The sequence below is a fragment of the Pararhizobium sp. DWP3-4 genome (genome assembly GCF_049898205.1).
Classification (GTDB): Bacteria; Pseudomonadota; Alphaproteobacteria; order Rhizobiales; family Rhizobiaceae; genus Pararhizobium.
Genome location: NZ_JAFCXF010000004.1, coordinates 131,530 through 154,523, shown reverse-complemented (window position 1 = coordinate 154,523; position 22,994 = coordinate 131,530). Strand labels below are relative to the sequence as shown.

19 protein-coding genes and 1 tRNA gene are annotated in these 22,994 nt (G+C 58.4%); 1 reads left to right on the top strand and 19 read right to left on the bottom strand.

The window, feature by feature from the left end; genetic code table 11:
* Positions 1–10: 10 nt before the first annotated feature.
* From ACP7E6_RS12450 to rpsL, 8 genes are all read right to left on the bottom strand, one after another.
* Entirely contained in the window at positions 11–304 is a 294-nt protein-coding gene (locus tag ACP7E6_RS12450) for a 50S ribosomal protein L23 (RefSeq protein ID WP_426230066.1), read from the bottom strand.
* Positions 301–921 (bottom strand): 50S ribosomal protein L4, encoded by a 621-nt coding sequence (rplD, locus tag ACP7E6_RS12445; RefSeq protein ID WP_426230065.1) that lies wholly within the window; start codon positions 919–921, stop codon positions 301–303. Before rplD ends, ACP7E6_RS12450 begins: the two co-directional genes overlap by 4 nt.
* A gap of 12 nt (positions 922–933) precedes the next feature.
* A complete protein-coding gene (rplC, locus tag ACP7E6_RS12440; protein ID WP_318412344.1) occupies positions 934–1,614 on the bottom strand; it encodes a 50S ribosomal protein L3 in 681 nt (226 codons plus the stop codon).
* Between the two features lie 157 nt (positions 1,615–1,771).
* Positions 1,772–2,080, bottom strand: a complete 309-nt coding sequence (gene rpsJ, locus ACP7E6_RS12435; RefSeq protein ID WP_003507767.1) for a 30S ribosomal protein S10 — start codon at positions 2,078–2,080, stop codon at positions 1,772–1,774.
* A 290-nt stretch (positions 2,081–2,370) separates the two neighbouring features.
* Positions 2,371–3,546, bottom strand: a complete 1,176-nt coding sequence (gene tuf / locus ACP7E6_RS12430; RefSeq protein WP_426230058.1) for an elongation factor Tu — start codon at positions 3,544–3,546, stop codon at positions 2,371–2,373.
* 69 nt (positions 3,547–3,615) lie between these two features.
* Positions 3,616–5,715, bottom strand: a complete 2,100-nt coding sequence (fusA, locus tag ACP7E6_RS12425; RefSeq protein ID WP_426230064.1) for an elongation factor G — start codon at positions 5,713–5,715, stop codon at positions 3,616–3,618.
* A 30-nt stretch (positions 5,716–5,745) separates the two neighbouring features.
* Positions 5,746–6,216, bottom strand: a complete 471-nt coding sequence (gene rpsG, locus ACP7E6_RS12420) for a 30S ribosomal protein S7 (RefSeq protein WP_113247978.1) — start codon at positions 6,214–6,216, stop codon at positions 5,746–5,748.
* Positions 6,217–6,294: 78 nt separating this feature from the next.
* Entirely contained in the window at positions 6,295–6,666 is a 372-nt protein-coding gene (gene rpsL / locus ACP7E6_RS12415) for a 30S ribosomal protein S12 (protein ID WP_003507760.1), read from the bottom strand.
* Between the two features lie 574 nt (positions 6,667–7,240).
* Here rpsL and ACP7E6_RS12410 point away from each other — a divergent pair.
* Complete coding sequence (locus ACP7E6_RS12410) at positions 7,241–7,537, top strand: transcriptional regulator (protein ID WP_113313676.1); 297 nt, start codon at positions 7,241–7,243, stop codon at positions 7,535–7,537.
* Positions 7,538–7,673: 136 nt separating this feature from the next.
* Here ACP7E6_RS12410 and rpoC read toward each other — a convergent pair whose 3' ends face one another.
* The 11 genes from rpoC to tuf (ACP7E6_RS12355) form a co-directional block, all read right to left on the bottom strand.
* Positions 7,674–11,882 carry a DNA-directed RNA polymerase subunit beta' gene (gene rpoC, locus ACP7E6_RS12405; RefSeq protein ID WP_426230063.1) on the bottom strand — a complete coding sequence of 1,403 codons (4,209 nt, stop codon included), beginning with the start codon at positions 11,880–11,882 and terminating at the stop codon, positions 7,674–7,676.
* Positions 11,883–12,070: 188 nt separating this feature from the next.
* Positions 12,071–16,216, bottom strand: a complete 4,146-nt coding sequence (gene rpoB, locus ACP7E6_RS12400; RefSeq protein WP_426230062.1) for a DNA-directed RNA polymerase subunit beta — start codon at positions 16,214–16,216, stop codon at positions 12,071–12,073.
* A 267-nt stretch (positions 16,217–16,483) separates the two neighbouring features.
* The gene (gene rplL, locus ACP7E6_RS12395) at positions 16,484–16,858 is read right to left on the bottom strand and encodes a 50S ribosomal protein L7/L12 (protein WP_113247982.1); all 375 of its coding nucleotides are present in this window, start codon (positions 16,856–16,858) and stop codon (positions 16,484–16,486) included.
* 57 nt (positions 16,859–16,915) lie between these two features.
* The gene (rplJ, locus tag ACP7E6_RS12390; RefSeq protein ID WP_037103356.1) at positions 16,916–17,437 is read right to left on the bottom strand and encodes a 50S ribosomal protein L10; all 522 of its coding nucleotides are present in this window, start codon (positions 17,435–17,437) and stop codon (positions 16,916–16,918) included.
* A 333-nt stretch (positions 17,438–17,770) separates the two neighbouring features.
* Complete coding sequence (rplA, locus tag ACP7E6_RS12385; protein ID WP_426230061.1) at positions 17,771–18,466, bottom strand: 50S ribosomal protein L1; 696 nt, start codon at positions 18,464–18,466, stop codon at positions 17,771–17,773.
* A gap of 4 nt (positions 18,467–18,470) precedes the next feature.
* Entirely contained in the window at positions 18,471–18,902 is a 432-nt protein-coding gene (rplK, locus tag ACP7E6_RS12380; RefSeq protein ID WP_113247984.1) for a 50S ribosomal protein L11, read from the bottom strand.
* Positions 18,903–19,171: 269 nt separating this feature from the next.
* Positions 19,172–19,702 carry a transcription termination/antitermination protein NusG gene (gene nusG / locus ACP7E6_RS12375; RefSeq protein ID WP_426230060.1) on the bottom strand — a complete coding sequence of 177 codons (531 nt, stop codon included), beginning with the start codon at positions 19,700–19,702 and terminating at the stop codon, positions 19,172–19,174.
* Between the two features lie 16 nt (positions 19,703–19,718).
* Positions 19,719–19,919 carry a preprotein translocase subunit SecE gene (secE, locus tag ACP7E6_RS12370; RefSeq protein WP_037103350.1) on the bottom strand — a complete coding sequence of 67 codons (201 nt, stop codon included), beginning with the start codon at positions 19,917–19,919 and terminating at the stop codon, positions 19,719–19,721.
* 195 nt (positions 19,920–20,114) lie between these two features.
* Positions 20,115–20,190, bottom strand: a tRNA-Trp gene (locus tag ACP7E6_RS12365).
* 149 nt (positions 20,191–20,339) lie between these two features.
* The gene (locus ACP7E6_RS12360) at positions 20,340–21,233 is read right to left on the bottom strand and encodes an NAD-dependent epimerase/dehydratase family protein (RefSeq protein ID WP_426230059.1); all 894 of its coding nucleotides are present in this window, start codon (positions 21,231–21,233) and stop codon (positions 20,340–20,342) included.
* 333 nt (positions 21,234–21,566) lie between these two features.
* Positions 21,567–22,742 (bottom strand): elongation factor Tu, encoded by a 1,176-nt coding sequence (gene tuf / locus ACP7E6_RS12355; protein WP_426230058.1) that lies wholly within the window; start codon positions 22,740–22,742, stop codon positions 21,567–21,569.
* Positions 22,743–22,994: the final 252 nt, after the last annotated feature.

Sequence of the window (22,994 nt, the reverse complement as noted above, 5' to 3'; positions counted from 1 at the left end):
GTTCTATTCCTCAGAGTCCGGTTGAGACGTCGATGGTCTGACCGTCAGCGAGCGTGACGATAGCCTTCTTGACGTCCTTTTGCCGGCCAGCGAAGCCACGGAAGCGCTTCAGCTTGCCCTTGCGGACCAGCGTGTTGACAGCCTTAACCTTGACGCCGAACAGTGCTTCGATTGCAGCCTTGATTTCAGGCTTCGATGCATCCTTGGCGACGTTGAAGATGATCTGGTTCTGTTCAGAAACCAGCGTCGACTTTTCGGTGATCGACGGAGCGAGGATCACATCGTAGTGGCGAAGGTCAGTCATTTGAACCGCTCCTCGAGAGCTTCAACTGCTGCTTTGGAAAGCACGAGCTTGCCGCGGCGCAGAATGTCGTAAACATTGATGCCCTGCACCGGCAGAACGTCCACATTCGGGATGTTCTGAGCTGCGAGCTTGAAATTGCTGTCCAGTTCGGCGCCGCCGATGAACAACACGTTGGTCAGGCCGAGCGTCGCGAATGCGCCGGTCAGCGCCTTCGTCTTGGCTTCAGCAGCAACCAGGCTGTCAACGATGATCAGCTCTTCGGCACGCAGCTTGGCGGACAGCGCGTGGCGCAGGCCGAGAGCACGAACCTTCTTGGGCAGGTCATGGGCGTGGCTGCGAACAACCGGGCCGTGAGCCTTACCACCGCCGCGGAACTGCGGAGCACGAGCCGAATGGTGACGAGCGCGGCCCGTACCTTTCTGCTTGAACATCTTGGCGCCGGTGCGTGCGATTTCTGCACGGCCCTTTGCCTTGTGCGTACCCTGCTGCTTCTTGGCAAGCTGCCAGCGAACGACGCGGGCAATGATATCTTCGCGCGGCTCTAGGCCGAAAATCGCGTCGGACAGGGAAACCTTACCGGCCTCTTTGCCCTCGAGTGTGGTGACGTTGAGATCCATGATCTGGCCCCCTTACTTGGCTGCGCGCACAGCGGCAGGACGCGGAGCGTCAGCCGGAGTGCCGGACTTGATGGCGTCGCGAACGACGATCCATGCGCCCTTGGAGCCGGGTACGGCGCCCTTGACGAGGATCAGACCGCGGTCTTCATCGGTGGAGACCACTTCCAGGTTCTGGGTGGTGATGCGTGTCTGACCCATGTGGCCAGCCATGCGCTTACCCTTCCAGACGCGGCCCGGATCCTGGTTGGAACCAGTCGAACCATGCGAACGGTGCGATACGGACACGCCGTGCGTTGCACGCAGACCGCCGAAGTTGTGGCGCTTCATGGCACCGGCAAAACCCTTACCGGACGATGTACCGGTGACGTCGACCAGCTGGCCGGCGACGAAATGGTTTGCAGTGAGCTCAGCGCCGACATCGATCAGGTTGTCCGACGAAACGCGGAACTCGATGACCTTGGCCTTCGGCTCTACGTTGGCGGCAGCGAACTGACCACGCAAAGGCTTGCTCGTGTTCTTGACTTTAGCCTGGCCAGCACCGAGCTGAACTGCGGTATAGCCATTCTTGTCTTCTGTGCGATGGGCCACAACCTGGCAGTTTTCCATCCGCAATACTGTAACTGGGATGTGCTCACCAGCGTCGTTATAGACGCGGGTCATCCCAATCTTCTGTGCAATCACACCTGAACGCATTGGTTCATTCCTCTTAAGAGTTAGCGACGGAGAAACCCCCGTTGCATCTCTGGTTTAAGGTCTCCCTTTTTTCATCCGATCCACGTGGGATCATCCGATCGAAGGGTCGCCCGTTTTTGGAAGCCGTTGGACCGAAATCCACGTACCTTCCTTGTTTTTAAAGCTTGATTTCCACGTCCACGCCGGCAGCGAGGTCGAGCTTCATCAGCGCGTCAACAGTCTGGGGCGTAGGATCGACGATATCGAGGAGGCGCTTGTGGGTGCGCATCTCGAACTGTTCACGGCTCTTCTTGTCGACGTGGGGCGAGCGGTTGACAGTAAACTTTTCAATCCGCGTAGGAAGCGGCACCGGACCACGAACCGAAGCGCCTGTGCGCTTGGCCGTCGAAACGATTTCCCGCGTGGAGGCATCAAGAATCCGGTGATCAAACGCCTTGAGGCGGATACGGATATTCTGGCCGTTCATTCGAGTTATCCTTGTTGTTGTAAGCGAAAGCCCCAGGGGGAGGCATTTCGTTATTCGTTTCCGGGTGCTGATGCTTCAAAGAGCACAAAGAGCAAATCACTCTCTGTCCGTTTCTGCAATTCGACCCGCACATATACGGAATCGGCGCCCGACACAATGACCGAACGCCCACGAAAGCACGTTTTTTCGCGCTTCCGTCAATTCGAGAGGCATACACCTTGAGGCGCAGGCTTCGACCAGCAAATATTCAGGGAAGCGGCGCTGAAAGCGCCGCTTCCCAACCGAGTAAATTACTCGACGATCGAGGCGACGATGCCGGCGCCGACGGTGCGGCCGCCTTCGCGGATGGCGAAGCGCAGCTTTTCTTCCATCGCGATCGGAACGATCAGCTCGACGGAAACCGTGACGTTGTCGCCAGGCATAACCATTTCCGTGCCTTCAGGAAGCGACACGATGCCGGTCACGTCCGTCGTGCGGAAGTAGAACTGCGGACGGTAGTTGGTGAAGAACGGCGTATGACGGCCGCCCTCTTCCTTCGTCAGGATGTAGGCTTCAGCCATGAACTTCTTGTGCGGCTTGACCGAACCCGGCTTGCACAGGATCTGACCACGCTCGACGCCGTCACGGGTAACGCCGCGAACCAGAGCACCGATGTTGTCGCCGGCCTGGCCCTGATCGAGCAGCTTGCGGAACATTTCAACGCCGGTCACAGTCGTCTTGGCCGTCGGGCGGATGCCGACGATTTCGACTTCTTCGCCGACCTTGACGATACCACGCTCGACGCGGCCGGTCACAACCGTACCACGGCCCGAGATCGAGAACACGTCTTCGATCGGCAGCAGGAACGGCAGGTTGATCGGACGCTCAGGCGTCGGGATGTAGGCGTCAACAGCAGCCATCAGCTCGCGGATCGCGTCTTCGCCGATCTTCTTGTCGGAATCTTCAAGAGCGGCCAGAGCCGAACCCTTGATGATCGGAATGTCGTCGCCCGGAAAGTCGTACATCGACAGAAGTTCGCGCACTTCCAGCTCGACGAGCTCGAGAAGTTCGGCGTCGTCGACCTGGTCGACCTTGTTGAGGAACACGACGATCGCCGGAACGCCAACCTGACGGGCAAGCAGGATGTGCTCGCGGGTCTGCGGCATCGGGCCGTCGGCTGCCGAGCAAACCAGGATCGCGCCGTCCATCTGGGCAGCACCGGTGATCATGTTCTTGACGTAGTCGGCGTGGCCGGGGCAGTCAACGTGGGCATAGTGACGGGCAGGCGTTTCATACTCGACGTGTGCCGTCGAGATGGTGATGCCGCGGGCCTTTTCTTCCGGTGCGGCGTCGATCTGGTCATACGCCTTGTATTCGCCGAAATACTTCGTGATCGCTGCCGTCAGCGACGTCTTGCCATGGTCGACGTGGCCGATCGTGCCAATGTTAACGTGCGGCTTATTGCGCTCAAATTTGCTCTTTGCCATTTCCGGCTCTCCGTTTTTTAACCCCGAAGGGGAATTCTCTTGTTTCTGTCAGCTGGCGTTAGGCTCCGGTCACTTCTGACCGGAGTATTTCGCCTGGATTTCCTGTGCCACGTTCGACGGAACCGGCGCATAGTGATCGAAGGTCATCGTGTACTGTGCGCGGCCCTGGCTCATCGAGCGCAGGTTGTCCACGTACTTGAACATGTTGGCCAGCGGCACGTTGGCATTGATCACGACGGCGATGCCGCGTGCTTCCTGGCCCTGGATCTGACCGCGACGCGAGTTCAGATCGCCGATCACGTCACCGACGTAATCTTCCGGCGTCACGACTTCGACCTTCATCATCGGCTCGAGCAACTGGGCGCCAGCCTTCTTGGCTGCTTCACGGAAGCAGGCACGCGAGGCGATTTCGAAGGCGAGAACCGAGGAGTCGACGTCATGGAATGCGCCGTCGATCAGGGTTGCCTTGACGCCGAGCATCGGGAAGCCAGCCAGCGGACCGGAAGACAGGACGCTTTCGATGCCCTTCTGAACGCCGGGGATGTATTCCTTCGGAATGGAACCACCGACGATCTTGGATTCGAACTTGAAGTCGTCGCCTTCTTCATTCGGTTCGAAGACGATCTTGACGCGCGCGAACTGACCGGTACCACCGGACTGCTTCTTGTGCGTGTAGTCTTCTTCATGACGCTTCGTGATCGATTCACGGTAGGCAACCTGCGGCGCGCCGACGGTGGCTTCAACCTTGAATTCGCGGCGCATGCGGTCGACGAGGATGTCGAGGTGAAGTTCACCCATGCCGGCGATGATCGTCTGGCCGGATTCTTCATCCGTCTTGACGCGGAACGAAGGATCTTCAGCAGCCAGGCGGTTGAGCGCGAGGCCCATCTTTTCCTGGTCGCCCTTGGTCTTCGGCTCGATGGCGATCTGGATGACCGGCTCGGGGAATTCCATGCGCTCAAGGATAACCTGGTGCAGCGGATCGCAGAGCGTGTCGCCGGTCGTGGTTTCCTTGAGGCCTGCGAGAGCAACGATGTCGCCGGCAAAGGCTTCTTCGATGTCTTCACGGGAGTTGGAATGCATCTGCAGCATACGGCCGACGCGCTCGCGCTTTTCCTTGACCGTGTTCATGACCGACGTGCCCTTGGAGAGCTTGCCGGAATAGATGCGGGCGAAGGTGAGCGAACCGACGAAGGGGTCGTTCATGATCTTGAAGGCGAGCATCGACAACGGCTCTTCATCCGACGGATGACGGGCGATTTCGGCTTCGGTCTTCACATCAATGCCCTTGATCGACGGAATGTCGAGCGGCGAAGGCAGATATTCGACGACGGCGTCGAGCAAAGGCTGAACGCCCTTGTTCTTGAAGGCCGTACCGCAGAACATCGGGTGGAACTTCACGTCGATGGTACCGCGGCGAACCAGCTGACGGATCTTGTCGTTGTCCGGCATGATCCCGTTCAGATAGTCTTCCATCGCCTGCTCATCGATATCGACGACCTGTTCGATCATCTTCTCGCGATATTCAACAGCCTTTTCCTTCATGTCGTCCGGAATCTCGACGACATCCCACTGGGCGCCGAGCGACTCGTCGCGCCAGATCAGGGCATTCATCTCGATCAGGTCGATAACGCCCTTGAATTCGGTTTCCGCACCGATCGGGAGCTGCATGACAACAGCGATGGCGCCGAGACGGGTCTTGATCATCTCTACCGAGCGGTAGAAGTCAGCACCGGTCTTGTCCATCTTGTTGCAGAAGATCATCCGCGGGACGTTGTACTTTTCAGCCTGGCGCCAGACGGTTTCCGTCTGCGGCTCAACACCGGCATTGGCGTCGAGCAGAGCGATCGCACCGTCGAGAACGCGCAGCGAACGTTCGACTTCGATGGTGAAGTCGACGTGGCCGGGCGTGTCGATGATGTTGAAACGGCGCATCTTGCCGTCGCGACCCTTCCAGTAGGTCGTGGTGGCAGCGGACGTGATGGTGATACCGCGTTCCTGCTCCTGCTCCATCCAGTCCATGGTGGCGGCGCCGTCATGAACTTCACCGATCTTGTGCGACTTGCCGGTGTAGTAGAGAATCCGCTCAGTGGTCGTGGTCTTGCCGGCGTCGATATGCGCCATGATACCGAAATTGCGGTAGTCTTCGATCTTATATTCGCGAGCCATAATGACTGCCTTTCGAAAATTGTACGTCGATTACCAGCGATAGTGCGAGAATGCGCGGTTGGCGTCAGCCATCTTGTGCGTGTCTTCGCGCTTCTTGACAGCGGAACCACGGCCATTTGCCGCATCCATGAGTTCGCCGCAGAGGCGATCGATCATGGTGGTTTCGTTGCGCTTGCGGGCAGCAGCGATAAGCCAGCGAATGGCAAGTGCCTGGCGGCGCTCCGGACGAACATCGACTGGAACCTGGTAGGTTGCACCACCGACGCGGCGCGAACGAACTTCGACGTGCGGAGCGATATTGTCGAGAGCGGAATGGAACACGGTGACCGGCTCCTGCTTCAGCTTGCCTTGGACCAGATCGAACGCACCGTAAACGATGTTTTCAGCGACCGACTTCTTACCATGAAGCATGATTGCATTCATGAACTTGGTGACGACCAGATCGCCGAACTTCGGGTCCGGATTGATCTCGCGTTTTTCTGCACTATGACGACGTGACATACTTTTGTCTCTCAACTTTGAACGGGCGCCTTAACACGCGGAGAACCTCGCGCAGCACCTTAAATTGTGGAACCCGAATTACTTCGGACGCTTTGCACCATACTTCGAACGGCGCTGCTTACGGTTCTTGACACCCTGGGTATCGAGAACGCCGCGAATGATGTGGTAACGAACGCCCGGCAAGTCCTTTACGCGGCCGCCGCGGATCATGACAACGGAGTGTTCCTGAAGGTTGTGACCTTCGCCCGGAATGTAGCCGATGACTTCGAAGCCGTTGGTGAGGCGGATCTTGGCAACCTTACGCAGAGCCGAGTTCGGCTTCTTCGGGGTCGTTGTATAAACGCGCGTGCAAACGCCACGCTTCTGCGGGTTTTCCTGCAGAGCAGGAACCTTGTTGCGCTTTACCTGTGCCTGACGCGGCTTGCGGATCAGCTGGTTTACGGTAGGCATATAACCATCCCTTACAAATTCTGTCTCAATACCCTTGCGGGCGGATCAATGCCGTCTCCGGCGGTTTCGAACGCCATAAATGCGCAAAACGAGGACCGATCCGCCTTTCGGCAGATGGCCCGCAAAAAGCAGAGGACACCAATATTTTCAGCGTCTTGCGTGCAGCATTTTGGTCTTCAGCGTGCGTTTCGAACCTTGTTTGAGGCGAACTCCAGAACGTGACGTTCCGAACCAGCCAGCCTCACATAGGCTCCGATGGGGCGGGGTGTACTGATTTCGGGGTGTCGCGTCAAGGGGAATTAACAATTATTCTTGGTTCGGCAGGGCTGACATGCCTGCAAAACAAGGCTTTGACGCCGAAACGGGAGCAAGTGGCGGTCCGCGCGGGGCGGAATCGTCAGAGCGTCCTGTTCAACTTAAAGAATCATAAAGCAATTCTACAATTCCGCAACAACGGCGGGAATCGCCGTCCCTGCCCGTGACGATTCGTCGTGGGAACAGTGTTTTTTCCTCTGCGCACGGCAGCAATACGCTGTAAAGTCGTTTCACATATCTTTCGAAAGAGGAAATAGCCATGACTGCCAAGCCGGACAATGACAACAATCTCGACGGACCGATGATCTTCATCATCATCGGCAAGGCCTATGAGCAGGATGGCGACGAAGAAGGCGTGGACATTCACGTGATGCTGCGGGCACCTGACGACGATACCGCCGTTCGGGAAGCGTTGAACGCACTGGCCGAGGAAGGTTTTCTCGAGGCCGACCTCGATCAGATCGGCACGCTGACCGACGTGCCCAACGATGAGCCGCACGCATCCGCCTATCAGGGCGCGCTGACCGGCGAAGTGGCGATCATCAAGTTCGGATAACGCCCATCGAGCACCGCTGCCTCGTGTGATAGCGGCGAATTCGCGTGAAACGAAATGCAAAAGGCCGCCCGGATCACTCCGGGCGGCCTTTTCAATAAGTTGGAAAGGGCGGCAAACCGCCCTCGCCTTCTAAGCCTTATTCGGCCGCAGCTTCTTCCTTGGCTGCCATGTCGGCGAGCATCGGAGTTGCCGTGTCGGCACCCGTTCCCTTGCGGCGCTCTTCGAGGATCATCTCGTCGCGCGCGGTCGCAATACGGCGGATCTGGGTCATCGTGCCACCGGTACCGGCCGGGATGAGGCGGCCGACGATGACATTTTCCTTCAGACCCTGCAGGCCGTCGGTCTTGCCGGCGATCGCAGCTTCCGTCAGCACCTTGGTCGTTTCCTGGAAGGAAGCGGCCGAGATGAAGGACGGCGTCTGCAGCGATGCCTTGGTGATGCCGAGCAGGACCGGATCGCCGTAAGCCGGCTTCTTGCCCTGTTCGATCAGCTGATCGTTGACATCTTCCAGTTCGATACGGTCGACGCTGTCGCCAACGATATAGGTACTGTCACCAGCGTCGGTGACTTCGACCTTCTGCAGCATCTGGCGAACGATCACCTCGATGTGCTTGTCGTTGATCACAACGCCCTGCAGACGGTAGACTTCCTGGATTTCGTTGACCAGGTAGGAAGCGAGTGCCTCCACGCCCTTGATCGCCAGGATGTCGTGCGGTGCGGGGTTACCGTCGAGGATGTAGTCACCCTTTTCGATATAGTCGCCATCCTGAAGATGGAAGGGCTTGCCCTTCGGGATCAGGTATTCGACCGGCTCCACACCGTCTTCCGCAGGCTCGATCAGCACGCGGCGCTTGTTCTTGTAGTCGCGGCCGAAGCGGATCGTACCATCGATTTCGGCGATGATCGCGTGATCCTTCGGACGGCGCGCTTCGAAGAGTTCGGCAACGCGCGGCAGACCACCGGTGATGTCCTTCGTCTTGGCGCTTTCCAGCGGCGAACGTGCAAGCACGTCACCCTGGGAGACCTTGGTGCCCGGCTCGACCGACAGAATGGCGTCGACCGAAAGCATGAAGCGGGCGTCGCCACCACGCGACAGCTTCATCACTGCGCCGTTCTTGTCCTTGATGACGATTGCCGGCTTCAGGTCGATACCGCGTGGCGTCGAACGCCAATCGATAACCTGACGCTTGGTGATGCCGGTTGCTTCGTCGGTCGCTTCCAGAACGGAGATACCATCGACGATATCTTCGAAATGAACCGTTCCTTCGACTTCCGTCATCATCGGGCGTGTGTAGGGGTCCCACTCGGCCAGACGCTGGCCGCGCTTCACCTTGTCACCGTCATCGACGAAGATCTTCGAGCCGTAGGCGACGCGCTGCGAGGAGCGCTCGACACCACGTTCGTCGAGGATCTGGACCGCCATGTTACGGCCCATCGCGACGAGAACGTTGTCGGAGTTGCGCAGCATGTTGCGGTTCTTGATCTGGATCGTACCTTCGTACGACGCTTCCAGGAACGAGCTGTCGACAACCGTTGCCGTGCCACCAAGGTGGAACGTACGCATGGTGAGCTGGGTACCAGGTTCACCGATCGACTGAGCGGCGATAACGCCGACAGCCTCACCCATATTGACAGGTGTTCCGCGTGCAAGGTCACGACCGTAGCAGACGCCGCAGACGCCGGTCTGGATTTCGCAGGTCAGAGCCGAACGAATACGGATCGACTGGATGCCAGCCTTTTCGATTTCGACGACATCGGCTTCAAGGATCATCCGGCCGGCATCGACGATGCGATCGCCGGTCAGCGGGTGATCGATATTGTCGAGAGCCGTACGGCCGAGAACGCGGACACCGATGGAGGCAACGACCTGACCGGCATCGACGATGGCGGTCATGGTGAGGCCGGTTTCGGTACCGCAATCCACCGAGTTGACGATGCAATCCTGCGCGACGTCAACGAGACGGCGTGTCAGGTAACCGGAGTTTGCGGTCTTCAAGGCGGTGTCTGCGAGACCCTTACGGGCACCGTGGGTCGAGTTGAAGTACTCGTTAACGGTCAGGCCTTCCTTGAAGTTCGAGATGATCGGCGTCTCGATGATTTCACCCGACGGCTTGGCCATCAGGCCGCGCATGCCACCGAGCTGACGCATCTGGTTCGGAGAACCACGAGCACCCGAGTGCGACATCATGTAGATGGCGTTCATCGGCTTCTGACGGCCGTTATCGTCGAATTCGACAGCCTTAATGCGGGCCATCATGTCTTCGGCGACCTTGTCCGTTGCCTTGCCCCAGGCGTCGACGACCTTGTTATACTTTTCGCCCTGAGTGATCAGGCCGTCATTGTACTGCTGTTCGTATTCCTTCACCAGGCTTTCGGTGTCACCGACGATCTTGGCCTTGGTATCCGGAATGACCATGTCGTCCTTGCCGAACGAAATGCCGGCGCGGCAGGCATGGGCGAAGCCGAGCTGCATGATGCGGTCGCAGAAAATGACCGTGTCCTTCTGGCCGCAATGGCGGTAGACCGTGTCGATCATCTTGGAGATGTTCTTCTTGGTCAGTTCCTGGTTGCAGACGTCGAACGGCACGTTGGCGTTCTTCGGCAGAAGTTCGCCGATGATCATACGGCCAGGCGTGGTTTCATAGATCTTCGAGACAGGCTTGCCGTCGGCATCGACCGTCTTGAAGCGGCCGCGAATCTTGGCATGCAGCGTCACCGACTTGGTTTCAAGCGCGTGATGCAGTTCGCCGAGATCGGAGAAGGCCATGCCTTCGCCCGGCTCGTTCTGGTTCAGGATCGACAGATAGTAGAGGCCGAGAACCATGTCCTGCGACGGAACGATGATCGGCGCGCCGTTTGCCGGGTGCAGGATGTTGTTGGTCGACATCATCAGGACACGGGCTTCCAACTGCGCTTCCAGCGACAGCGGAACGTGAACGGCCATCTGGTCACCGTCGAAGTCGGCGTTGAACGCCGTGCAGACGAGCGGATGCAGTTGGATCGCCTTGCCTTCGACCAGGATCGGTTCGAAGGCCTGGATGCCCAGGCGGTGCAGCGTCGGTGCGCGGTTGAGAAGCACGGGGTGCTCGCGGATGACCTCGTCTAGGATGTCCCAGACTTCCGGCTTTTCCTTTTCAACCAGCTTCTTGGCCTGCTTGACGGTCGAGGAATAACCCTTGGCGTCGAGGCGGGCGTAGATGAACGGCTTGAACAGTTCGAGCGCCATCTTCTTCGGCAGGCCGCACTGGTGCAGCTTCAATTCCGGGCCGGTCACGATGACCGAACGGCCGGAATAGTCGACGCGCTTGCCGAGCAAGTTCTGACGGAAGCGGCCCTGCTTGCCCTTGAGCATGTCGGACAGCGACTTCAGCGGACGCTTGTTGGCGCCGGTGATGACGCGGCCACGGCGGCCGTTGTCGAACAGGGCGTCAACGGATTCCTGCAGCATGCGCTTTTCGTTGCGGATGATGATGCCAGGCGCACGCAGCTCGATCAGGCGCTTCAAACGGTTGTTCCGGTTGATAACGCGGCGATAAAGATCGTTGAGGTCGGATGTGGCGAAACGGCCGCCGTCCAGCGGTACCAGCGGACGCAGGTCCGGCGGGATCACCGGGACGACCTTCATGATCATCCATTCCGGGCGGTTGCCGGATTCCATGAAGTTCTCGACGATCTTCAGGCGCTTCATCAGCTTCTTCTGCTTCAGCTCGGACGTGGTGTCAGCCATTTCCGCGCGCAGATCGCCAGCGATCTTTTCGAGATTCATCGAAGCCAGCATCTCGTAGATGGCTTCAGCACCGATCATCGCGGTGAACTGATCTTCGCCGAACTCGTCGACGGCGATCATGTATTCTTCTTCCGAGAGAAGCTGACTTTCCTTGAGTGAGGTCAGGCCCGGTTCGGTGATGATGTAGTTTTCGAAATACAGGACGCGCTCGATATCCTTCAGCGTCATGTCGAGCAGCGTCGCGATGCGGCTCGGCAGGGACTTCAGGAACCAGATATGGGCGACCGGAGCTGCAAGCTCGATATGGCCCATGCGCTCACGGCGAACGCGCGACAACGTCACTTCGACGCCGCACTTTTCGCAGATGATGCCCTTGTACTTCATGCGCTTGTACTTGCCGCACAGGCACTCATAGTCCTTGATCGGGCCAAAGATACGCGCGCAGAAAAGGCCGTCGCGTTCCGGCTTGAACGTGCGGTAGTTGATTGTTTCCGGCTTCTTGATCTCACCGTAGGACCAGGAGAGAATCTTCTCCGGCGACGCAATCGAAATCCGGATGGAATCGAAGGTCTGCGCAGGCACCTGCGGATTGAAAAGGTTCATGACCTCTTGGTTCATGCCTATCTCCTTTATGGGCTATCGCCCTGAGCTTGGCAGAGAGCGCGGCAAATCCCGGGCGCCGGCTTCCTGCTCGAAACGGATAAAACCGCATGAAATGCGGCCGCATTTCCTACCCTGCCCCAACGATTTGAGACTGGGTGGAAATGGTGCGCGCCGCTTGGGAAAGCGGCACGCACCCTGATGTCTTATTCGGCCGCGTCCGGCAATTGCTGGTTTGCCGCGTTAAGTTCGTCGAGCTTGGAATTCTCCAGTTCGACCGAGAGACCCAACGACCGCATTTCCTTGACGAGAACGTTGAAGCTCTCCGGAATACCAGCCTCGAAAGTATCGTCGCCTCGGACGATCGCTTCGTAGACCTTGGTACGGCCGGCCACGTCGTCGGACTTCACCGTCAGCATTTCCTGCAGGGTGTAGGCGGCGCCGTAGGCTTCCAGAGCCCAGACTTCCATTTCCCCGAAGCGCTGACCGCCGAACTGCGCCTTACCACCGAGCGGCTGCTGGGTGACGAGCGAGTAAGGACCGATCGAACGGGCGTGGATCTTGTCGTCCACAAGGTGGTTCAGCTTCAGCATGTAGATGTATCCGACCGTCACCTGACGGTCGAACTGATCGCCGGTACGGCCATCATACAGCGTCGACTGACCCGAAACGTTCAGGCCTGCCTGTTCCAGCATCTCGTTGACGTCGGCTTCGACTGCACCGTCGAAGACCGGCGTTGCGATCGACACGCCGCGGCGGGTCTGCTCGGCCAGACGGACGATCGATTCGTCGTCGTAGTCCTTGATCGGCTCGCCCTTCGGACCAGAGCCGATGACGCTATCGATGGTATCGCGCAGCGGCTGAATTTCAGCGCCCGCCTTATAGGCATCGAGCATGGCACCGATCTTCTTGCCCATGCCGGCGCAGGCCCAACCCAGATGGGTTTCAAGGATCTGGCCGACGTTCATGCGCGAAGGCACGCCGAGCGGGTTCAACACGACGTCAACATGCGTACCGTCTTCCAGGAACGGCATGTCTTCGATCGGCACGATGCGGGAAACCACACCCTTGTTGCCGTGACGGCCGGCCATCTTGTCGCCTGGCTGGATCTTGCGCTTCACAGCAACAAAGACCTTGACCATCTTCATGACGCCCGGAGGCATTTCGTCGCCGCGCTGGACCTTTTCGACCTTGTCCATGAAGCGATGCTCGAGCAGCGACTTGGATTCGTCGTACTGGCCACGCAGAGCTTCAACTTCGCCCTGAGCCTTTTCGTCTTCCGTCGCAAACATCCACCACTGCGAGCGGGGATATTCGGAGATGACGGCGTTCGAAAGTTCGGTGCCCTTCTTGAAGCCCTTCGGACCGGCCACAGCGACCTGGCCGCGCAGCATGTCGAGGAGACGCGAGTAGACGTTGCGATCGAGGATCGCCTGTTCGTCGTCGCGGTCCTTGGCAAGACGCTCGATCTCTTCCCGCTCGATCGCCATCGCACGTTCGTCTTTTTCCACGCCGTGGCGGTTGAAGACGCGAACTTCGACGATGGTGCCGAAGGTGCCCGGAGGCATGCGCATGGAGGTGTCGCGGACGTCGGAAGCCTTTTCACCGAAGATGGCGCGCAGAAGCTTTTCTTCCGGCGTCATCGGGCTTTCGCCCTTCGGGGTGATCTTGCCGACCAGAATGTCGCCCGGGGTCACTTCGGCGCCGATGTAGACAATACCGGCTTCGTCGAGGTTCTTCAGTGCTTCTTCCGAAACGTTCGGAATATCGCGGGTGATTTCTTCCGGACCAAGCTTGGTGTCGCGCGCCATCACTTCGAATTCTTCGATGTGGATGGAGGTGAACACGTCATCGCGAACGATGCGCTCGGACAGAAGGATCGAGTCCTCGTAGTTGTAGCCGTTCCACGGCATGAACGCGACGAGCGCGTTGCGGCCGAGAGCCAGGTCACCGAGATCGGTTGACGGACCGTCAGCGATGATGTCGCCCTTGTTCAGAATATCACCGACGGTGACCAGCGGGCGCTGGTTGACGCAGGTGTTCTGGTTGGAACGCTGGAACTTCTGCAGGCGGTAGATATCAACACCGGACTTGCCGGCCTGGAGATCTTCCGTCGCACGGATAACGATACGGGTCGCGTCGACCTGGTCGACCACACCGCCACGGCGGGCAGCAATGGCAGCACCGGAGTCGCGGGCAACGATCGGCTCCATGCCGGTACCGACGAACGGAGCTTCCGCACGCAGCAGAGGCACGGCCTGACGCTGCATGTTGGAGCCCATGAGGGCGCGGTTGGCGTCGTCGTTTTCCAGGAACGGGATGAGCGCTGCCGCCACAGATACGAGCTGCTTGGGCGAAACGTCCATCAGGTTCACGATGTCGCGCGGTGCGAGCATAACGTCGCCGGCGTGACGGCAAACAACGAATTCTTCAACGAAGGACTGGTCTTCGTTGAGTTCGGAGTTGGCCTGGGCCACGTGATACTTGGCTTCTTCCATCGCCGACAGGTAGACGACATCCTTGGTCACCTTACCGTCGATGATCTTGCGGTAAGGGCTTTCGATGAAGCCGTACTTGTTGACCCGGGCAAAGGTTGCCAGCGAGTTGATCAGACCGATGTTCGGGCCTTCCGGCGTTTCGATCGGGCAGATACGGCCGTAATGGGTCGGGTGAACGTCGCGGACTTCGAAGCCGGCGCGTTCGCGCGTCAGACCGCCCGGTCCAAGAGCCGAAAGACGGCGCTTGTGGGTGATTTCCGACAGCGGGTTGACCTGGTCCATGAACTGCGACAGCTGCGAGGAACCGAAGAACTCGCGAACAGCGGCGGCAGCAGGCTTGGCGTTGATCAGGTCCTGCGGCATGACGGTGTCGATTTCGATCGACGACATGCGTTCCTTGATGGCGCGCTCCATGCGGAGCAGGCCGAGGCGGTACTGATTTTCCATCAATTCGCCGACCGAACGCACACGGCGGTTGCCGAGGTTGTCGATGTCGTCGATTTCGCCCTTGCCGTCGCGCAGGTCCACGAGCATCCGGACAACAGCCAGGATGTCTTCCTTGCGCAGGATACGAACGGTGTCGGCAGCATCCACGTCCAGACGCATGTTCATCTTGACGCGGCCGACGGCGGAGAGATCGTAACGCTCCGAATCGAAGAACAGCGTGTTGAACATGGCTTCAGCCGAATCCATGGTCGGCGGCTCGCCGGGACGCATGACGCGGTAGATGTCGAACAGGGCATCCTGACGGTTTTCGTTCTTGTCGACCGAAAGCGTGTTGCGGATGTAGGCACCGACATTGATATGGTCGATGTCGAGGATCGGGATCTCGTCGAAACCGGCCGTCAGAATGACGCCAAGCGTCTTCTCGTCGATTTCGTCGCCAGCTTCGAGGAAGATTTCACCCGTCGACGGATTGACCAGATCTTCGGCAAGGAAGTTGCCGTAAAGCTCGTCGTCCGTGGCCTTGATGGCCTTCAGACCTTTTTCCGTCAGCGTCTTCAACAGGCGCGGCGTCAGCTTCTTGCCGGATTCAACGACCACTTCGCCGGTGTCGGCGTCGATCAGGTCGGAAAGCGCCTTCTGGCCCTTGAGAACCTCCGGCTGGAACGGAATCCGCCAGCCCTTGCCGTCACGGGCATAGAGCGACTTGGTGTAGAAAGTCTCGAGGATTTCCTCGCCGTCCATGCCAAGCGCCATCAGAAGCGAGGTGACGGGGATCTTGCGGCGGCGGTCGATACGCGCGTGCACAACGTCCTTGGCATCGAATTCGATGTCGAGCCAGGAGCCGCGATACGGGATGACGCGGGCAGCAAACAGAAGCTTGCCCGAGGAATGGCTCTTGCCCTTGTCGTGGTCGAAGAACACGCCCGGCGAACGGTGCATCTGGGAAACGATGACGCGTTCGGTACCGTTGACGATGAACGTACCATTGTTGGTCATGAGCGGCATGTCGCCCATGTAAACGTTCTGTTCCTTGATGTCCTTGACGGACTTGGCACCCGTATCCTCGTCGATATCGAACACGATGAGACGCAGCGTCACCTTCAGTGGCGCTGCGTAGGTCAGATCGCGCTGACGGCATTCCTCAACGTCGAACTTCGGCTGTTCGAACTCGTAGGACACGAATTCGAGCATCGAAGCGCCGGAGAAATCCGTGATCGGGAAAACCGACTTGAAAACGGACTGGAGCCCCTCGTCCGGACGACCGCCCTGCGGCTCGTCGACCATGAGGAACTGGTCGTAGGATGCCTTCTGAACCTCGATGAGGTTCGGCATTTCTGCGACTTCGGGAATTTTACCAAAAAACTTGCGTACGCGCCTACGACCATTGAAAGAAAGGGTCTGAGCCATCGTCGCTCCTTCAAATTTTGCATCCGGGCCTGCAACGGACGGGAACCGATGGCCAGTCGATCCCGTCAATCAATGGATTGTTCAATCTCGTCCAACCTCCCAAAACGCTCAGCGCGGATTGCTGTGCTGTTCCTGGTTCGGGACTATCCTCTTGAAGAACCCATTACCCAAAAGCCGTTTTCAATGGGCTTTTGGGTAATATGTTCAGAAAGCGGTCAAAGAGAGGCGGCCATTTTCATGGCCACCTCCCCTTTAAAACAAGCAGAATTACTTGACGTCAACCTTGGCGCCAGCGTCTTCGAGCTTCTTCTTGAGATCAGCAGCTTCAGCCTTGGAAACGCCTTCCTTGACAGCCTTAGGAGCGGCTTCAACGAGGTCCTTGGCTTCCTTCAGGCCGAGGCCTGTGATCGCGCGGACTTCCTTGATGACGTTGATCTTGTTTGCGCCGGCATCAGCGAGGATGACGTCGAATTCAGTCTTTTCTTCTTCAACAACGGCAGCAGCAGCACCGCCAGCAGCAGCAGCAGCTACTGGTGCAGCAGCGGAAACGCCCCACTTTTCTTCAAGAAGCTTCGACAGTTCTGCAGCTTCCAGAACGGTCAACGAGGACAGGTCTTCAACGATCTTAGAGAGATCAGCCATTTTTTAGTTCCTTTTATTCGGTTCGAACTTGGTTTGATATAACAACGAAAAACCGCCTTATGCGGCTTCTTCGTCCTTCTTGGCGTAGGCCGCGAACACGCGGGCAAGCTGGCTTGCCGGTGCTGCAACAACCGATGCGATACGCGTTGCCGGGGTCTGAATCATACCCAGCAGCTTTGCACGCAGCTCGTCCAGCGACGGCAGGGTCGCAAGCGACTTGACTGCATCCGCGGACAGCGTGGTTGCGCCCATGGCGCCACCCAGAACAACGATCTTGTCGTTGGTCTTGGCGAAGTCCATGAGAACCTTTGGAGCCGTGATCGGGTCGGCGCTGAATGCTACCAGCGTCTGGCCCTTGAAGAGATTGGACATCCCTTCGGCTTCCGTACCCTGAAGGGCGATCTTGGCCAGGCGGTTCTTCGCGACTTTGACGGTGCCGCCAGCAGCGCGCATCTTCGAACGGAAGTCGTTCATCTGTGCGACTGTGACACCAGCATAGTGGGCCACGACAACCGAACCGGCGCCCTTGAAGGACTCGTTCAGCTCCGTGACGAATTCGCGTTTTTCCGCTCTTTCCACTGCCTATCTCCAGTTGACTGGACCGCAAAACACAGTCCAGTCGGTTTGCCTTTGCCGCACGAGATCAAAGGTGATCTCAGGCGACGCTCGAGGATCCTGTCCCCTGCGCGTTCCCGTTCAACCGGGTCCGGCACAAGGCAAGCCGAGGTTCGAACCGAATCTCCACACTTGCGTGCGTCAAATGAAATTCGGGACTCACCCATCTCATGCAGGCCGAAGTGATTAAGGGATAACCACCTGCAATCTCGGACAGGAGTTCCGGGTTTGATCCCGGAATTTCCGGCCCCGAAAGGCCGGAAATCTGTGACCGGACGAAAGTCCGGATAAACTTGATTAGGCGCTGACCGTCGACGGGTCGATCTTGACGCCCGGACCCATGGTCGAGGAAATCGCGACGCGCTTGACGTAATTGCCCTTGGCGCCAGCCGGCTTTGCCTTGATGACCGCATCAGCGAAAGCGCGGATGTTTTCTTCAAGAGCAGCGGCATCGAACGATGCCTTGCCGATGCCGGCGTGAACGATACCGGCCTTTTCGACGCGGAACTCAACGGCTCCGCCCTTCGATGCCTTGACAGCACCGGCGACGTCCATGGTGACGGTTCCGACCTTCGGGTTCGGCATCATGCCACGCGGGCCGAGTACCTTGCCGAGACGGCCGACCAGCGGCATCATGTCCGGAGTGGCGATGCAGCGATCGAAATCGATCTTGCCGCCCTGGACGATCTCCACCAGTTCTTCCGCGCCGACGATGTCTGCGCCGGCAGCCTTGGCTTCATCAGCCTTGGCGCCACGTGCGAACACGGCGACACGAACCGTACGGCCGGTGCCGTTCGGCAGGTTGACGACGCCACGGACCATCTGGTCGGCGTGACGCGGATCAACACCGAGGTTCATCGCAACTTCGATGGTTTCGTCGAACTTGGCGATCGCACGGGCCTTCACCAGGGTGATGGCTTCCGACAGAGCAACGAGCTTCGTCGGGTCAATGCCTTCGCGGGTCTTCTGTACGCGCTTTGCAATCTTTGTCATGGTCTCAACCTGCCACTTCCAGGCCCATGGAGCGGGCCGAGCCCTCAACCATTGCCATTGCGCCTTCGATATCAGCCGCGTTCAGATCCTTCATCTTGGCTTCAGCGATCTTGCGAACCTGATCCTTGGTGAGGGTACCGGCCTTGGCGCCCTTGCCAGGCGTCTTGGAACCAGCCGTCAGCTTGGCTTCCTTCTTCAGGAAGTAGCTGACTGGCGGCTGCTTCATGATGAAGGTGAAGGACTTGTCCTGGTAGTAGGTGATGACGACCGGGATCGGCATGCCCTTTTCCAGTTCCTGCGTGGCGGCATTGAACGCCTTGCAGAATTCCATGATGTTTACGCCACGCTGACCAAGCGCCGGGCCGATTGGCGGGGACGGGTTTGCCGATCCTGCCTTGACCTGAAGCTTGAGCTGGCCTGCAACTTTCTTAGCCATTTCTCTCTGCCTTTATGGTTTTCCCGGTATCCTTGCCCGCCATATGCGAACCGGACCCGGAAACGTTACAACCGGTTTCCCGGCTTCTCATGCCGCCCTTCATCGGGACGGCGGCTGCGGTTGCGTGGTGCGGATTGACCGGTCCGGCTAAGACCGGTTTCCTTCCACGCGGTTTGCGGGCTTGCCCGCATTTGCCGGATACATCGATCCGGCAAAACCAAAAGAAAGCTGCGCAGCCGAACGGAATTCGGCGCTGCAGCCTTCAGAAATCAGACTTTCTCGACCTGAGCGTACTCAAGATCTACCGGCGTTGCGCGGCCGAAGATGGAGACTTCAACCTTGAGGCGCGAACGCTCTTCGTCAACGTCCTGCACGATGCCGTTGAACGAGGCGAACGGACCATCGGAAACGCGCACCTGCTCGCCGACCTCGAACGAGATCGAAGGCTTTGGACGATCAACACCATCCTGGACCTGACCGAGAATGCGCTCGGCTTCGAAATCCGGAATCGGGACCGGCTTGTTGTTGGAACCGAGGAAACCCGTGACCTTCGGTGTATTCTTGATGAGGTGATAGGCCTCATCCGTCAGGTTGGCGCGCACAAGCACGTAACCTGGGAAGAACTTGCGCTCGGCATCGACCTTGCGGCCGCGGCGAACCTCAACGACCTTTTCGGTCGGAACGAGAATTTTTTCAAACAGATGACTTAAGCCGGTCTGCTTGGCCTTCTCCTCGATCGATTCAGCCACCTTCTTCTCGAAATTCGAGTAGGCGTGAACGATGTACCAACGCGCTGCCATATTCATCCCCAACCGTTCAAACGCCAGCATTCAGGACGAGGCCAATCAGCCAGCCCATCAGTTGGTCCGCAGCAAAAAAGAAGATAGCCGCAAAGAACACCATGACGAATACCATCAGCGTCGAGATCATCGTCTCGCGCCGTGAAGGCCATGTGACTTTCGCCGTCTCAGCACGAACCTGCTGCAGAAACGTAAATGGATTTGTTTTGGATGCCATTGAATGCTCACGCCTTAACGGCCCGTAAAGCTGACGATCAGCCCCACGCGCCGCGTGTCTGTTTGAACCCTACATAAAGACCGATTCTATAAATCACAAGAGGTCAACGGTCTTTTTGCGAAATTAGCCGAGAAGACAAGCCTTCTCCCTGTATCATACGCCAATTCGTTGCGGCCTGATATCAGCCGAATTGAATGGCAGGGGCAGTAAGGCTCGAACTTACGACCTGCGGTTTTGGAGACCGCCGCTCTACCAACTGAGCTATACCCCTAGACCCAGCAGCGCAGAATGCAAAAGCAAAGCGCCACGTGAAGTCAGCGGGTTATTATTCAGTTTGACCGGGATTGACAAGCGTCTTTGCGCGAAAAAAGAAAAGAAATCCGCATCGGGACGTCTTTTCCACGCCTTGATATCCGCAGCCTACGCCTCGACATATTGACGCCAGTCGTGCTCCTCGCGGAACCCCAGCACGTCGCGGATCTTCCGGTTCGAAAGCAGTCCCTCAAACGTGCCGATCTCGCGCGTAAACGGCACGTTGGGGAAATAGCGGGCCGCCAGTTCCTTCGTTGGCGTATTGGCCGACACGGTATCGTTGGCTGCATTGAAGACCTGGAAACCCAGCCCATCCTTTTCGATGCACAGCTTGACGATCTGCCCGAGGTCGCGGGCATCGATATAGCTCCAGGCAATGCGCTTGCGGATTTCCGGATTGGCGAAATAGGCCGGGAACCGTTCGTATTCGTGCGGTTCGATGACATTGCCGATTCTGAGCGCATAGATGTCGGCCCCGGAACGCTCGGCGAAGGCACGCGCCGTCTTCTCATTCACCACTTTCGACAGGCCGTACGAATCCATCGGATTGACGTCATAGTCCTCATCCAGGGGAAACTGATGAAAGTCGCGATGACCTTCGGCAAAGCAGACACCATAGGTGGTTTCGCTGGAGGCGACGATGATCTTGCGGACGCCGAGCTTCACCGCCGCCTCGATGACATTGTAGGTGCCCATCGTGTTGATGCGGAAGGTTTCGTTGTCCGGCTTGATCAGAATGCGCGGCACAGCGGCGAAATGAACCACCGCATCGAACGGCTGCGGCCCCTGCCCCTGTTCCAGGTCCGGAAAATCCCGGTGCATCGACATGACGTTGAACATCTGGCCGCTATCGGTGATATCGGCGATGAGATTGGTCACCCCTGGGCTCTCTAACGGCGTCAGGTCGACATTGTGCACCTCATAACCAGCCTCCACGAGATAAGGCACGGCATGCCGCCCTGCCTTGCCCGCACCGCCGGTAAACAAAATTCTCTTGCCCATGATGTTCCTCCGTTCCGCGCGACCTCTACAGGCGCGCGTGTGCCTCGTTATCCGGTATGCCCTGCCCCCTCCAGTACCGCAACAGCATTTCCGGGTGTCGGCAGGCGAACCACCGCGCACGACGCCTCAGCCGAGCGGTAGACAGCCATGGTCACCGCTTGTCGTTAGACAACAAGAGACCCCGCCGTTGCCGGCGGGGTCTTAAGGACCGATAATATCGGAACGATTACTCGACGATCGAGGCGACGAAGCCAGCGCCGGGTGAAAATCGCGCTTGCGCGCCATTTGCACCACTTTTCTGCGTCGGCAGCTTTCGGCCTCGTCTATCGATTGTTATTCAACGATCGAGGCGACGATGCCGGCGCCGACGGTGCGGCCGCCTTCGCGGATAGCGAAGCGCAGCTTTTCTTCCATCGCGATCGGAACGATCAGCTCGACGGAAACCGTGACGTTGTCGCCAGGCATGACCATTTCCGTGCCTTCAGGAAGCGACACGATGCCGGTCACGTCCGTCGTGCGGAAGTAGAACTGCGGACGGTAGTTGGTGAAGAACGGCGTATGACGGCCGCCCTCTTCCTTCGTCAGGATGTAGGCTTCAGCCATGAACTTCTTGTGCGGCTTGACCGAACCCGGCTTGCACAGAATCTGACCACGCTCGACGCCGTCACGGGTAACGCCGCGAACGAGAGCACCGATGTTGTCGCCGGCCTGGCCCTGATCGAGCAGCTTGCGGAACATTTCAACGCCGGTCACAGTCGTCTTGGCCGTCGGGCGGATGCCGACGATTTCGACTTCTTCGCCGACCTTGACGATACCACGCTCGACGCGGCCGGTCACAACCGTACCACGGCCCGAGATCGAGAACACGTCTTCGATCGGCAGCAGGAACGGCAGGTTGATCGGACGCTCAGGCGTCGGGATGTAGGCGTCAACAGCAGCCATCAGCTCGCGGATCGCGTCTTCGCCGATCTTCTTGTCCGAATCTTCAAGAGCGGCCAGAGCCGAACCCTTGATGATCGGAATGTCGTCGCCCGGAAAGTCGTACATCGACAGAAGTTCGCGCACTTCCAGCTCGACGAGCTCGAGAAGTTCGGCGTCGTCGACCTGGTCGACCTTGTTGAGGAACACGACGATCGCCGGAACGCCAACCTGACGGGCAAGCAGGATGTGCTCGCGGGTCTGCGGCATCGGGCCGTCGGCTGCCGAGCAAACCAGGATCGCGCCGTCCATCTGGGCAGCACCGGTGATCATGTTCTTGACGTAGTCGGCGTGGCCGGGGCAGTCAACGTGGGCATAGTGACGGGCAGGCGTTTCATACTCGACGTGCGCCGTCGAGATGGTGATGCCGCGGGCCTTTTCTTCCGGTGCGGCGTCGATCTGGTCATACGCCTTGTATTCGCCGAAATACTTCGTGATCGCTGCCGTCAGCGACGTCTTGCCATGGTCGACGTGGCCGATCGTGCCAATGTTAACGTGCGGCTTATTGCGCTCAAATTTGCTCTTTGCCATGGGGTCAAGTTTCCTGTGATCAATGAGAATGCACCATACCGGCGGCGCCGGTTTGGGGAGGCGTTTAAGGGTTTCGGGCGGAATGCGCAAGACTTAATTATTTTGCGCGCCGTCAAGGCCTTGCGGCCTGGATGAAGCCTATGTGGGGATGATGCTGCGCAATTCCAATGCCTGCCGCGCCGAAGGCGGAAGCAAACTCAAATCAACGGCTTGCAGAATTTTTTTAAAGCAAGGCCATAGAGGCAGCAGACG

Excerpts from the sequence above, each read along its gene's own strand:
- ACP7E6_RS12450 (WP_426230066.1), bottom strand. The coding sequence starts at position 304 with ATGACTGACCTTCGCCACTACGATGTGATCCTCGCTCCGTCGATCACC.
- rplD (WP_426230065.1), bottom strand. The coding sequence starts at position 921 with ATGGATCTCAACGTCACCACACTCGAGGGCAAAGAGGCCGGTAAGGTT.
- rplC (WP_318412344.1), bottom strand. The coding sequence starts at position 1,614 with ATGCGTTCAGGTGTGATTGCACAGAAGATTGGGATGACCCGCGTCTAT.
- rpsJ (WP_003507767.1), bottom strand. The coding sequence starts at position 2,080 with ATGAACGGCCAGAATATCCGTATCCGCCTCAAGGCGTTTGATCACCGG.
- tuf (WP_426230058.1), bottom strand. The coding sequence starts at position 3,546 with ATGGCAAAGAGCAAATTTGAGCGCAATAAGCCGCACGTTAACATTGGC.
- fusA (WP_426230064.1), bottom strand. The coding sequence starts at position 5,715 with ATGGCTCGCGAATATAAGATCGAAGACTACCGCAATTTCGGTATCATG.
- rpsG (WP_113247978.1), bottom strand. The coding sequence starts at position 6,216 with ATGTCACGTCGTCATAGTGCAGAAAAACGCGAGATCAATCCGGACCCG.
- rpsL (WP_003507760.1), bottom strand. The coding sequence starts at position 6,666 with ATGCCTACCGTAAACCAGCTGATCCGCAAGCCGCGTCAGGCACAGGTA.
- ACP7E6_RS12410 (WP_113313676.1), top strand. The coding sequence starts at position 7,241 with ATGACTGCCAAGCCGGACAATGACAACAATCTCGACGGACCGATGATC.
- rpoC (WP_426230063.1), bottom strand. The coding sequence starts at position 11,882 with ATGAACCAAGAGGTCATGAACCTTTTCAATCCGCAGGTGCCTGCGCAG.
- rpoB (WP_426230062.1), bottom strand. The coding sequence starts at position 16,216 with ATGGCTCAGACCCTTTCTTTCAATGGTCGTAGGCGCGTACGCAAGTTT.
- rplL (WP_113247982.1), bottom strand. The coding sequence starts at position 16,858 with ATGGCTGATCTCTCTAAGATCGTTGAAGACCTGTCCTCGTTGACCGTT.
- rplA (WP_426230061.1), bottom strand. The coding sequence starts at position 18,466 with ATGACAAAGATTGCAAAGCGCGTACAGAAGACCCGCGAAGGCATTGAC.
- rplK (WP_113247984.1), bottom strand. The coding sequence starts at position 18,902 with ATGGCTAAGAAAGTTGCAGGCCAGCTCAAGCTTCAGGTCAAGGCAGGA.
- nusG (WP_426230060.1), bottom strand. The coding sequence starts at position 19,702 with ATGGCAGCGCGTTGGTACATCGTTCACGCCTACTCGAATTTCGAGAAG.
- secE (WP_037103350.1), bottom strand. The coding sequence starts at position 19,919 with ATGGCATCCAAAACAAATCCATTTACGTTTCTGCAGCAGGTTCGTGCT.
- ACP7E6_RS12360 (WP_426230059.1), bottom strand. The coding sequence starts at position 21,233 with ATGGGCAAGAGAATTTTGTTTACCGGCGGTGCGGGCAAGGCAGGGCGG.
- tuf (WP_426230058.1), bottom strand. The coding sequence starts at position 22,742 with ATGGCAAAGAGCAAATTTGAGCGCAATAAGCCGCACGTTAACATTGGC.